This is a genomic window from Clostridium sp. DFI.1.208 (assembly GCF_024463855.1).
In the GTDB taxonomy this organism is placed as follows: domain Bacteria; phylum Bacillota_I; class Bacilli_A; order Erysipelotrichales; family Erysipelotrichaceae; genus Clostridium_AQ.
The window spans coordinates 19,810-31,946 of sequence record NZ_JANGCA010000019.1 but is presented as its reverse complement, the minus strand read 5'-3'; the positions used below and the strand labels follow the sequence as shown (position 1 = coordinate 31,946).

Below are 12,137 nucleotides of genomic sequence, written 5' to 3'. Positions count from 1 at the left end.
GTTTTAAAATGCTGTTTAAAAGCTGCTGTCATACATGCTGTTCCATAATCCACAGTTGAAAATTTCAATTATGTAAAATATAAACAAAACATAAATTATCTTAATTTTTCAGCGATTGTAAAAAGAATACCCCACAGCGTATATGGCAAAGCTGTTTGCGGACCATGAAAGAGGCGCACACAGGCAGAACGGCTCAAGAGATTCCTGCTTTTATCCTGCCCACATAGCAGACATTTCATTCGCAATGCAGGAAAGCATCCCCTTGCAAAAAAGCATTCCGTTGCCTCACGGCTGATTATTTCCATGAAGAAAGCACGCTGTCTGTACAGGGATATCTTACAGAGGATACATAAGATTTCCTATATGGCTTCCTGCAATCACCCTGCTGTATCAAACTCATACAGCTGTAAAAAAAAGCAGGCCTCATCCGAATGGATAAAGCCTGCCACGTTGAAGTTTTCGTGGATATTACTTTATATCTATATAGATAAGGCTGCTAATTTGAATTTGCGTGGATCTTCTCTCCTATATTTATAACCGTGGGTATCCTCTTCTATATTTATATAGGAAAGCAGTATCGCATGTAAGGTATTCGATGATTGTCCGGCTTCCTGCTCTTTGCACAGCTTGCGAAAGCTATCAGCTCTGCTCCAGCACCTTCTGTGCCAGCTTTTCGTTCTGCTCGATCTTCTCATAATCTTCAATCAGCTCTGAGGATGCATAAACATCCGGGTCATTTTCACGATCCTTAAAGACAATTTTCAGCAATATCGGTGTTACCACGGTCGTCAGTACGACCATAATGATAATCGGGCCGAAAAATGCCTCATTCATCAAGCCAACCTTCATGCCCTTGCTGGCAACGATCAGAGCTACCTCCCCACGGGATACCATGCCGATTCCGATGCGAAGACTCTGTATGTTCTCATACCGGCAAAGCTTCGCTCCCAGACCGCAGCCGACGATCTTTGTCAGAATTGCCAGAACCAGAAGCAGTACAGAGAATATCATAATGCTGGTACTCATTTCCGGCAGCACAACCTTCAATCCGATGCTGGCAAAGAACACCGGTGAAATCAATAGATAGGACAGTGTTTCAATACGCATCTGCACATAGTTGCAGCGACTCGTACCGCTGATAATCAGCCCGGCAATAAATGCACCGGTGATATCCGCAACTCCGAAGTAGGCTTCCGCAACATAGGCAAACAGCAGACAGAAGGCAAAGCTTAGAATAGAAAAACGGCGATGTACCTTCTGATAACGGTCAAATAGCTTTTCGATTCCCTTACGTGCAAAAATACCAACAATAACAGCCAGTACGAAGAAGGCAACGATTTTCAGCATAACCTCTGTAAGCTGTACACTCGTATCCGCCATACCGGTAATAATGGTCAAGGCGACAATTCCCAAAATATCATCAATCAATGCTGCACCAAGGATGGCATTTCCACTCGGTGTGGACAGCTTTCCCATTTCCTTCAGCGTTTCTACCGAGATGCTGACGGAGGTCGCTGTCAATATGACACCGATGAACATATTCTGCAGGAATGCCTCCGGCTCCGTATTGAAGAAGGATGCCAGCACATAGCCGGCAAGCAGCGGAACCAGTACACCGATGACAGCAATGACAAAGCTGTTTCTTCCGCTTTTCTTCAGCTCTGATATATCCGTTTCCAGACCTGCGGAAAACATCAGTACGATAACGCCGATTTCCGCGATATGATCCAGGAATTCCGATTCCTGTACAATATTAAAGCATGCCGGCCCCAGCAGCAGTCCTGCAACCAGTGCCCCAACGACCTGCGGCATTTCAATTCTTCTTGTCAGCAGTCCGAACACCTTCGTACTGAGCAGAATCAGCGCCACGTCCAGCAGGTAACGATAAGATTCCATAAACTCTCTCCTTTTATTTTCAACTTAACTGATTATACACCTCTTTTTTATAAAAGCAAACGATTTCATGTAATTTTTAGCTGGCATTTATTTCCTGTCAGTGATCCCTTCACCACCTGCATTCAGAGGATTGTAGTAATTATCTGCATTTTTTCAGACATCCCTTCCCCACTCTGGCAAACTGCTGTTCCACATCCGTGTCATGAAGCTCAAATGTCCGGTTGTTCAGATACTGCAAACAGCAGGCATCGCCCTGAAACCGAAATGCCACATGATATGCACATAGCGCCTGATATGTCTTCTCCTTTGTCTTATTCGCCCCGTACTTCACATCCCCCAACAGCGGATGTCCCAGCCAGCTCATAAGGGCGCGAATCTGATGACTTTTTCCACTGTGCAGCTCCACCTCGACCAGCGAACAGCCCGCGGCCTCCTGCAGTGTGCGATAGCTTGTTTCCATACGGGTATAGCCTTCCTGCTCATGGTCGATGACCTCTGCTGTATTCTGTTCATTTTTGCGATGATACAGCACGATGCGATCCTGCTTTTTCTGCAGTACCCCCTGCACGATGCACAGATATTTCTTTTCCACCTGACGAAGGGCGATCTTCTCATTCATACAGCGAAGCGCCGCCGCTGTTTTCGCCGCAATCACCAGTCCCTGTGTATTGCGGTCAATGCGATGACACAAGGCAGGCGTAAAGCTCTGTTCAACGGCTGGATCATATTCATTCTTGCGATACAGATAATGCAATACACGGTCTGCCAGATTATCCTGCACCTCACTGGTATCGCTGTGCGCACGTAAGCCCTTCGGCTTATTGAGCAGCAAAATGGATGCATCCTCATAAACCACATCCAGTGCATACGGCACCTGTAGAAAGCTGCGGGCGGTAGCTGTTTCATAAAATTCTTCAGGAATGTAGCACTGCATGCTGTCTCCTGCCTGCAGACGCTGGGAAATTTCACAGCGCTTCCTGTTCACCTTGATTTTCTTATTCCTTATATATTTATACATCAGGCTCTTCGGCATGGTTTTCATCGTTTTCTGAATGAATTTATCCACGCGCTGATCCGCATCATTTTCATTGATTATGAATTCTTTCATACACATTCCTCACTTTTTCCTGTAACCATTCACGCCTACATATCGGCAGATACTGCAGGTAGCTGAAAGCAGATGCGATGCAGCACTGCATACAGTGACGGCATTTTACGGTGAATTGTTATCTTTTCCCTGTATATTATACCGTACTTGCATTGCATAATCATAGAAAAACGACTAAAATTACAGTACAGAAGTGAAACAGGAGGAGGGATGCGTGTGTATCGATGCAAAATGTCCGTACGCGCTCTGGTAGAATCGGTATGGATCGGCGGCGATCTGGTGAGCACAGCACCATCCATCGAGCGTGCGAATCTGGGCAGCCGGATTCATCGCATGCTGCAGGGCAGGGCACAGGGAGATTATGAAAGTGAAGTATTCCTGAAGCTGACTACGCAGCTGGAGGATATCCTGTTTGAAATTGAAGGACGTGCAGATGGTGTGCGAAAGGAAGCGGACGCTGTGATCATTGAGGAGATCAAAACCACTGCCATCCCCTTGTCTGAGCTGACGAATCCCATTCAGGTACATCAGGCACAGGCCTACTGCTATGGGCATATGTATCTGCAGGAGCACGATGCCCCCTTTATCCGTATTCAGATGACCTATTATCAGATCGATACCGAGGAGATAAAAAAATTCGAGGAGGAGAAGACCCGGGAGGAGCTGGAGGAATTCTATATGGATACCCTGCGGCGCTATGTGAAATGGGCGGCTCTCAGCATAGATTTAAAAATCAGTGCTTCCACAACCCTGAAGAAGCTGCAGTTTCCATTTGCGGAATACCGCAGTGGACAGCGTGATTTTGCAATCGCCGTATACAAAACCATTCTGGACCGGGAAAAGCTGTTCGCCTCGGCGCCTACCGGAATCGGAAAGACGATTTCCACACTGTTTCCGTCTTTGAAAGCAATCGGTGAGGGAAAAGCGGAAAAGGTATTTTATCTGTGTGCGAAGAATGTAACCGCCTCGGTTGCTTACGATACCCTGCGGTTGCTTTACCAGCAGGAGGTCGCCTTCAAAAGTGTAGCAATTACCGCGAAGGACAAAATCTGCTTTCAGGATGTGCGTAACTGTGATCCTGAGGTATGCCCCTATGCAAAGGGCTATTATGACCGCTGTCAGGATGCCCTGTATGAGCTGCTGCAAGAAACACAGTTCATGGAGCGTGCTGCCATTGAGAAAAAAGCACAGGAGCATTGCATCTGCCCCTTTGAGCTGAGCCTTGATGCAAGCCTGTACAGTGATGTGATCGTCTGTGATTATAATTATGTATTTGATCCACGGGTATATCTGAAACGGTTTTTTATGGAAAAGGGAGAGTATGTCTTTTTGGTAGATGAAGCCCACAATCTGGTGGACCGCGCCAGAAGCATGTACAGCACAGAGCTGAACAAGGCGGCATTTCTCATGGCTGCCCGCAATATTCCGAAGCAGCGAAAACCACTGCATGCTGCATTGCGCGCTGTCAATCGTGAGTTTCTGCGATTGAAAAAGGAATGTGAGGAGGAAGGCAGGGATTTCATGCATCAGAAGGAGCCGATTCTCTCCATCAGACAGCGGCTGGCAGAGGTCATTGAACAGATGGACATCTATCTGCAGAGTGAGCATGAGGATACCCATGATGAGGAGCTGCGTGACCTGTATTTCTCCTGTATCAACTACAATCGGATCTCTGAGTTTTATGATGAGGATTTTATCACCTGCGTTGAACGGCAGGGCACGGATGTCATCGTAAAGCAGCTTTGCCTGAACCCGGCACATCCATTGAAGGAAAGCTGTGCGCTGGGGCGCAGCACCGTCTTCTTTTCAGCTACGCTTTCTCCCATCGATTACTATCTTGATTTGCTGGGTGGAACCAGGGAAAACAGAAAGCTGTTTCTTCCCTCTCCGTTTTCCGCAGAGAAACGCAGGATCATATTATGTGACGCCATCTCCACCAGATATCGAAACCGCAGTGCTAGTTTGGTGCCGATTGCCGCGATGATTCATGCGACAGTTTGTGCCAGAGCAGGAAATTACATCGTCTTTCTTCCCAGCTACGCCTATATGAAGCAGGTGGCAGAGACCTTCTGCGAACAGTTTCCCGATATTCATGTGACGGTTCAGGAAAGCGGCATGGGAGAAGAGGAAAAGCAGGAATTCCTCTCACATTTTGATACAACAGACGAGCTTCATGTGCTTTTCTGTGTACTGGGCGGTATGTTTTCGGAGGGCATTGATTTGAAGGGCGAAAAGCTGATTGGCACCATCATCATCGGTGTTGGACTGCCACAGGTCAATCCCCAGCAGGATTTACTGCGTGACCATTTTGAAGAGGTGAACGAAATGGGATATGCCTATGCCTATCAGGTTCCCGGCATGAACAAGGTACTGCAGGCGGCAGGACGCGTCATTCGCTCACACAGTGACGTCGGTATTGTATTGCTGATCGATGAGCGTTTTACCACCCCGTTTTACCAGCGGCTGTTACCTCCGCACATGCGCCCGTTTGAAGTCATTAACGATCCTAACCGTCTGCATGAGGCTGTAAAACAATTCTGGCAGCAAAACTGCTGATGTATCTCAGCCTGCATCAACCCTTTCAGAATCCCATTGCTTCAAATATCTACGTACATGCCTTCTTATTTTCAAGCTGTATCATAACTATAAGCATCTTCTGCAGTTTGGAGTGCATGATCAGCCTGATATACAAATTCCCATTTCAGAAAATAACCGGTACCCCTGCGCCAATGCTCAATGAGCTTCTTCCTTTATTATCTTTTCCTGGTTTAAAAACAGTCCTGTAGGTATAGATGCCATCCTGATTCGCAGCTGCACTAAGCCTGTTACCTCTCAAAAATTCCCTGTTGAAACCGTAAGCAGGCTAAATACACACAATATCGTTGCTATAAAAAAGAAAAAAGCTAACATGGCGCCTGTTCCAACAGCATATAGCATCATCATGATGATACCATGCAACACAAACGGTAGTCGCATATACTTCAGATATCGCTTTATCCCTTTTTTCGCTTGATGTTGGACGATAATCAAGATAAAAGCCAGCATGAAGTCCTGCTTTTATCGTATCTTTGCAATCCTCATGCGGTAGCTTTTCCCTTATACATTCTCATGTACTGACATCCATTCGATTCCTGCAGGTTCCCCTGTATTTATCATTCCTATATATTTCTTCAGACAATGCTCTCCTTATCCTCATTTATGGTATTGCGACAGGCATTGTTTTTTTATCGTGCACTACGATTGCAATTTCTATTTTTCTTTTAAAAATTTATTTGCCCCCTTAACAAATAACGCATATCGTTTTTGTGTTAATGCAGGTTCTTCCTTATCCCAGACAGTATATATGTACTCTTTCTTTTCAAGAATTATCGAACAAAGCTGCACTGCTGTATATTTTTCACGTGTTAAATTATACAGTCTGATAATTTTTTCATCCAAGGTTCTATTATAAGCGTCCTTACCTGTATATCCGCAAATTGATGTCAGCTCATCAACACACCTGCCGTTATATTTTTTACACGGCCTACAGATATCATCACCATAGACGGTTAATTTTACATTGATTGTCGGATGATCGATAAGCTCATTTGCGACTTTATAAAAATCATGCCCCATGGCTACATCCGGTATGAATCTTTCAATACCGGCGCCATACAGCTTTAGGATGTCTATAAAATGATGCGGTTTGATGGTAATTTCATCCATCCTGCTTCCCTCCTTCTCCATCTCAGATTCTTATGTTTCTAAAAAGCATTATATCACAACGGGATATGAAAATCTTTACCCTTTTAGAAACCAGCAGCAGTCCTAAGAAAATCATGGTATCCGTGTTTGCAGCAGCTAAATCCCTGCCATTTGATTGTCTGCTTATTTCCTACCATACATAAAAAAGGTATCAGCAGCAGAATCCTTGGCTTCATTCCTTCGATCCTTCTCTGCAGATACCTTTCAGCAGTTTCATCAGTACCTTATTTCAATTGTTTCAGACAGCTTGCTCCTATCGTGTTCTCCGGCATGGCTACCTTAAAATTATCCGCAATTGTAGCCCCGATCATCGCAAACGTATCACTCACCGGCAGCAGTCCGTGTCCTTCCATACGCGGGCTGTAAGCCAGAAACGGAACCATTTCCTTTGTATGATCCGTTCCCTTATAGGTTGGATCATTTCCGTGATCCGCAGTGATGATCAGCAGATCATCCTTTTGCAGCTGATCGAGAACGACACCCAGCAGCTCATCGAAGCGCTCCAGTTCTTCTCCATACCCAACCGGATTTCTGCGATGACCCCAAAGTGCATCAAAGTCAACAAGATTCACAAAGCATAACCCGTGGAAATCCTGCTCCATGACCTCGATTGTCTGTTCCATACCATGCACACTGCTCTTGGATTTATGCGCCTGTGTAATGCCCTCTCCATCGAAAATATCCTTGATTTTTCCAATGCTGATGACATCCATTCCAGCATCCTTCAATGCGTCCAGAGCTGTTTTTCCATACGGCTTCAATGCATAGTCATGACGATTGCTGGTACGCTTGAATTCGCCCTTTTTACTTCCGGTGTATGGACGGGCGATGACTCTTCCCACCATCCATTCCGGACGCATGGTCAGCTCTCTTGCGATTTCACAGTAATGATACAGCGTTTCCACACCCATTGTTTCCTCATTTCCGCAAATCTGCAGAACGGAATCCGCAGAGGTGTAAACAATCAAATCCCCGTTTTTAATTTCCTGCTCTGCCAGCTCATCCAAAATCTCGGTTCCGCTGGCTGATTTGTTTCCGATGATATGACGCCCTGTGCGTTTTTCCAGCTCTTCAATCAAATTTTGTGGAAAGCCGGTTTCCGTGAAGGTTTTAAACGGCGTCGTGATGTGCAGTCCCATCATTTCCCAATGACCGGTCATCGTATCCTTGCCAACACTGGCTTCCAGCAGCTTCGTGTAGTAGCCCATCGGCTCGGATACCGGCGCAACATGCTGGAGCGGATGAAGGTTCGCCAGACCCAGCCGTGCCAGATTCGGAATGTGAAATGTCGGCATATGCGCATCGATATGTCCCAGTGTATCACAGCCCTCATCATCATATTCAGCCGCATTCGGCATTGCACCGACACCGAGTGAATCAATGACGATTGTAAAAATTCTCTTATATGGTTTCATGTAAACCTCCTTGTTTTCAGATCCCTGCGGGATGCTATCTCAAGATATGTTATAGTGCTGCAGCGGTTTCCAGTGCAACCAGCATCATATCATGAAAGGATGTCTGACGCTGTTCTGCGGTTGTCTCTGCATGTGTTACCAGAGAATCGCTGATGGTCAGAATGCAGGCAGCACGTTTATTCAGGATTCTGGCATTGTGAAACAAAGCAAAGCTTTCCATTTCGACACAAACACAGCCGTGCTTTTCAAAAAATTCATTGTGCCCGTCCACATTGTCTTCATGATAGAATACATCACTGGAATGGATTCTTGCCTTAGTCAGCGACTTGTTCACGCTTGCAGCCGCTGCCTCGATGGTAGCATTCAGCTCAGCACTTGGCTTCTGTATATCACCATCGACATCCGCCTGTGCCTTTGCAAAGGTGGACTCACTCCATGCACTGTCTGCCAGTACGAGATCAAACAGCTTGAGTGTATCGGTATAGGCACCTGCACTTCCGATACGGATAATATTTTCTACCTCATAAAATTTATACAGCTCATAGGAATAAATACCGATGCTCGGCATTCCCATCCCGCTGCCCATAACCGATATTTTCTTTCCCTTGTAGGTTCCGGTATAGCCGAACATATTGCGGACGGTATTGAACTGCACCGGATGTTCCAGATAGGTCTCTGCAATGAATTTGGCACGCAGGGGATCTCCCGGCATTAAAACAGTCTTGGCGATGTCGCCGTTAGCGGCAGCGTTATGTGGTGTTGACATAAATGATTCCTCCTTTAGTTAGGTTTTACGCAAAGCAGACGTTTCATACATCGTGCTTGCTTTTTTTACAGTATTATCATACTATAGGAACAGAGGATAAAAAAAGGACATCTGTCCTCTTTTTTGAAAAGAAGGTGAATTTAATGACAACGCTTAACGATCTGTTAAAGGAAACAAAGGAAACCCACCATAGTCTGCTGAAGCAGCTGTTCGCAAGCTGTCCCGATGAGGTGATGCAGCAGCTGCAGCTGATCCGTCTGCGCAAAAATCAGAATCTGATTTCCACTTACCAGACCAGCAGCCCGGTATTTGTGCTGCTGGATGGTCGTCTGCAGGCAATCGAAGAGCGTGTTGTGGATATCCCTTACAGCTTTACCGAGCTGCAGCCGGTGGATATCGTTGGTGATTATGAGCTGTTTACCGGTATGGAGGGACACTATGTGACACTGAAAACGATGGAAGCCTCGCTCTGTGCAAGGCTGAGTGCCGCCTCCTATCTGCAATGGATGAAAACAGATGCAAATGCCCTGTTTCTGCGCACACAGATGCTGATGAAAGAACTGTCTGTACAGACACAGCTGCAGCGGCAGTATCTGTTTATGGATAATCGTACCCGCCTACTTCTGTTTTTGCTGCGCTCTCTTAAAGAACAGGGAGGAAGACTTCATGCGACCAGAGAACGGATTGCGGCCTCCATCGGCTGTAGTGTTCGTACCTGTAACCGCATTATTCTCGCCTTGTCACAGGAAGGTCTTGTGGATTGTATTCACGGCAAGCTACAAATCAGTGAGCTGCAGCGCATTGCAATAAAAAAAGAACTGGAGACCTCCAGTTTCTCTTCCTGATTAAGCCATGAGAGATTCACATTGGCGAATGTTGTCGACAACGACACAGCCTGTTTTCTCCAGCTTGCTCTTATCCTCATGTCCGTTGGCAATCAAAATACAATGACAGCCAGCACCATGAGCAACCTCACTGTCATGTACACTGTCTCCGATAAAGACCACTTCCTGCGGATTCAGACCGCTTTCCTGTACAAAGCGCTTCGCCAGCTCTGCCTTGGATGCCGCGTGGATATTATCCAGACCACGTACCTGTTCAAAATACTGCTCGATATCATAGTTATCCAGCTGTTCATGCAGGAAATGCAAATCACTGGCACTCAGCAGATACTGATGCATGCCCTTCTGCTTCAGCTGCGCCAGCATCTCTGTTACACCATCATGCAGGGAGCAATCCATACTATGCGGCTGATAATATCGCATATACTCCTTCGCAAGCATGGGAAACGGTGTTTTTTCAAAATCAAAACCGACCTTTTTGTAATATTCAATAACCGGAAACCGAAAATATTTCCGATACTCGCCTTTATCCAGAACCAGAGGCAGCTGTGCCTTTTTCAGAATAGTGTTTAAAGCATCCATACTGACATCAATATCATCCAGCAGTGTACCATTCCAATCCCAGACGACATGCTTTACATTGTTCATAGGAAACCTCCTTCGTATTATTCTATTATATTGCCCCTTATTATATACAAAAGAATATCGCAGTGCAACCATTGTGCTGTGATTATTTTTGCTGTTTACTGCTGTCAGGAACATAAATGTTGCCCGCATGAGAAGAATTTGCGATATTTATTGCATAAGCAGTCAGCCTTTCTGTGATCATCCTGCCAGATGCTTTTTTGTTTACAAAGAAAAAGAAGGACCCCTGCAGCACATGCAGGAGTCTGTTTGTTATATGAATCGCCTGAAAAAGGAATCAGCTGTTAATCGTCGTATTCTTCAAATTCTTCGTATTTTCTATCTGTTTCATCATAGTCGAATGCTTCCGCATAATCCTCACGCAGATCATCATCACGCAGTCGGCAGTTTCTCATGCAGCGGCGATACTGCTCACGGCAGCGATCCTCACAGCTTGGACGCGGCGGACATGGTCTTGGCGGACATGGTTTCGGCGGACACGGTCTAGGTGGACACGGTCTTGGCGGACACGGTTTCGGCGGACATGGTCTAGGTGGACACGGTCTTGGCGGACATGGGCGGTGATTACCACAGCCACAGCCATGAGAATTACCGTTGTTGCCACAGCCACAGTCGCTGTCATGGTGATTGCAGCCGCAGCTGCCATGATTACCACCGCATCCCGGACGGTAGGTGTTGACACAGGAGCAGCGGGAACGGCTTTCCGTATTGCAGCCTGACTGGTTTACCAGAATTCTTTCTCCATTGCGTGCACAGGAAGACCCGCGACCGCTGTTGGAAGAACAATTGCATCTTGAGTTATACATGTAAGATTTCCTCCTTTATATGAGATTTCATCCATCTCAATCCACTATATGCAAATGTCCGATGCCCAACATAGGCGTATCACAATGGTGGAGGAAAAATCTGTGTTTTTTTCTTACCTGCTTTCCAGCATGGCACGAAATACATCAAGTCTGGTATAGGCGTTTACATTAAAACGCGGCAATGCATAGGAATCATCACTGCGTTTAGCCTTGCGATTCTCATTGTATCCAAAGGCAAGAAGCGTCCCCTTATCCTTCAGAATATTCTGTATCCTTTTATTATATTTCCCATACGGATATGCGTAAAAGGTGATAGAGCCCTGCTTTGCGGCCTGCTCTGTGTCCCTGATCAGCTGCTCATCATTCAGCTGATCGATGCGAAAGCCATCCGCATTCTTATGATGGAGATTGTAGGAATGTGAATAATACTGCAATACACGTTCATCCTGCATATCCGCATGGGAAGCATGCTGGCGTATTTCCGGATTATAGGGCCCGTGATGTTCATCGATTGCCGATCCTATCACAAATACCGAACCGGTAAAGCCGTAGCGCTTCAATACCGGCAGTGCAAATTTCGTCGTGGAATAAAATCCGTCATCAAAGGTGATGGCAATGCTTTTCTCATCCAGCTCTTTCTTCCCCATCTTCCATGCATACACATCCTCCAGTGTCACACTGTGGTAGCCCTCCTCCTTTAACAGCTTCATCTGCTGTTCAAATTCAGAAAGGGAGACGACCCACATATTGTTCGGAAAGAAGGCCTGCTTATCCCTATCCGGTACGATATGATGATAGCCGATGATCGGTATGCTGTCCTCGCGGTCAAAGGCCTGCACAAGCGCATTTCCCGCATACAGCAGAAGCAGAATGCACAGCAGGATGATCGTTAGTTTCTTCTGACGCATTCCGGCA

11 protein-coding genes are annotated in these 12,137 nt (G+C 46.1%); 2 read left to right on the top strand and 9 right to left on the bottom strand.

Annotated features, from left to right (window positions below):
- Positions 1 to 639: 639 nt before the first annotated feature.
- The gene (locus tag NE665_RS11380; protein WP_117443829.1) at positions 640 to 1,896 is read right to left on the bottom strand and encodes a cation:proton antiporter; all 1,257 of its coding nucleotides are present in this window, start codon (positions 1,894 to 1,896) and stop codon (positions 640 to 642) included.
- 139 nt (positions 1,897 to 2,035) lie between these two features.
- Entirely contained in the window at positions 2,036 to 3,004 is a 969-nt protein-coding gene (locus NE665_RS11375) for an RluA family pseudouridine synthase (protein WP_117443870.1), read from the bottom strand.
- Between the two features lie 216 nt (positions 3,005 to 3,220).
- Between NE665_RS11375 and NE665_RS11370 the strand changes: the two genes are divergently transcribed.
- On the top strand, positions 3,221 to 5,560 hold the full coding sequence (locus NE665_RS11370) for an ATP-dependent DNA helicase (protein ID WP_256302544.1): 2,340 nt from the start codon (positions 3,221 to 3,223) through the stop codon (positions 5,558 to 5,560).
- Between the two features lie 276 nt (positions 5,561 to 5,836).
- On the opposite strand, the gene NE665_RS11365 is transcribed toward NE665_RS11370, so the two are convergent.
- From NE665_RS11365 to deoD, 4 genes are all read right to left on the bottom strand, one after another.
- Positions 5,837 to 6,049 carry a hypothetical protein gene (locus NE665_RS11365; protein WP_117443827.1) on the bottom strand — a complete coding sequence of 71 codons (213 nt, stop codon included), beginning with the start codon at positions 6,047 to 6,049 and terminating at the stop codon, positions 5,837 to 5,839.
- 204 nt (positions 6,050 to 6,253) lie between these two features.
- Positions 6,254 to 6,709: a hypothetical protein gene (locus NE665_RS11360; protein ID WP_117443826.1), complete on the bottom strand. Its 456-nt coding sequence runs from the start codon at positions 6,707 to 6,709 to the stop codon at positions 6,254 to 6,256.
- Positions 6,710 to 6,972: 263 nt separating this feature from the next.
- Positions 6,973 to 8,163, bottom strand: coding sequence for a phosphopentomutase (locus NE665_RS11355; RefSeq protein ID WP_117443825.1), 1,191 nt, complete (start codon positions 8,161 to 8,163; stop codon positions 6,973 to 6,975).
- Positions 8,164 to 8,212: 49 nt separating this feature from the next.
- The gene (gene deoD / locus NE665_RS11350) at positions 8,213 to 8,929 is read right to left on the bottom strand and encodes a purine-nucleoside phosphorylase (RefSeq protein WP_117443824.1); all 717 of its coding nucleotides are present in this window, start codon (positions 8,927 to 8,929) and stop codon (positions 8,213 to 8,215) included.
- Between the two features lie 143 nt (positions 8,930 to 9,072).
- Between deoD and NE665_RS11345 the strand changes: the two genes are divergently transcribed.
- Complete coding sequence (locus NE665_RS11345) at positions 9,073 to 9,774, top strand: helix-turn-helix domain-containing protein (protein ID WP_117443823.1); 702 nt, start codon at positions 9,073 to 9,075, stop codon at positions 9,772 to 9,774.
- On the opposite strand, the gene NE665_RS11340 is transcribed toward NE665_RS11345, so the two are convergent.
- From NE665_RS11340 to NE665_RS11330, 3 genes are all read right to left on the bottom strand, one after another.
- Positions 9,775 to 10,419, bottom strand: coding sequence for an HAD family hydrolase (locus NE665_RS11340; RefSeq protein WP_117443822.1), 645 nt, complete (start codon positions 10,417 to 10,419; stop codon positions 9,775 to 9,777).
- Positions 10,420 to 10,700: 281 nt separating this feature from the next.
- Positions 10,701 to 11,222: a hypothetical protein gene (locus NE665_RS11335; protein WP_117443821.1), complete on the bottom strand. Its 522-nt coding sequence runs from the start codon at positions 11,220 to 11,222 to the stop codon at positions 10,701 to 10,703.
- 113 nt (positions 11,223 to 11,335) lie between these two features.
- Positions 11,336 to 12,130, bottom strand: a complete 795-nt coding sequence (locus tag NE665_RS11330) for a polysaccharide deacetylase family protein (RefSeq protein ID WP_117443820.1) — start codon at positions 12,128 to 12,130, stop codon at positions 11,336 to 11,338.
- Positions 12,131 to 12,137: the final 7 nt, after the last annotated feature.

Excerpts from the sequence above, each read along its gene's own strand:
- NE665_RS11335 (WP_117443821.1), bottom strand. The coding sequence starts at position 11,222 with ATGTATAACTCAAGATGCAATTGTTCTTCCAACAGCGGTCGCGGGTCT.
- NE665_RS11365 (WP_117443827.1), bottom strand. The coding sequence starts at position 6,049 with ATGCTGGCTTTTATCTTGATTATCGTCCAACATCAAGCGAAAAAAGGG.
- NE665_RS11355 (WP_117443825.1), bottom strand. The coding sequence starts at position 8,163 with ATGAAACCATATAAGAGAATTTTTACAATCGTCATTGATTCACTCGGT.
- NE665_RS11375 (WP_117443870.1), bottom strand. The coding sequence starts at position 3,004 with ATGAAAGAATTCATAATCAATGAAAATGATGCGGATCAGCGCGTGGAT.
- NE665_RS11380 (WP_117443829.1), bottom strand. The coding sequence starts at position 1,896 with ATGGAATCTTATCGTTACCTGCTGGACGTGGCGCTGATTCTGCTCAGT.
- NE665_RS11340 (WP_117443822.1), bottom strand. The coding sequence starts at position 10,419 with ATGAACAATGTAAAGCATGTCGTCTGGGATTGGAATGGTACACTGCTG.
- deoD (WP_117443824.1), bottom strand. The coding sequence starts at position 8,929 with ATGTCAACACCACATAACGCTGCCGCTAACGGCGACATCGCCAAGACT.
- NE665_RS11330 (WP_117443820.1), bottom strand. The coding sequence starts at position 12,130 with ATGCGTCAGAAGAAACTAACGATCATCCTGCTGTGCATTCTGCTTCTG.
- NE665_RS11360 (WP_117443826.1), bottom strand. The coding sequence starts at position 6,709 with ATGGATGAAATTACCATCAAACCGCATCATTTTATAGACATCCTAAAG.
- NE665_RS11345 (WP_117443823.1), top strand. The coding sequence starts at position 9,073 with ATGACAACGCTTAACGATCTGTTAAAGGAAACAAAGGAAACCCACCAT.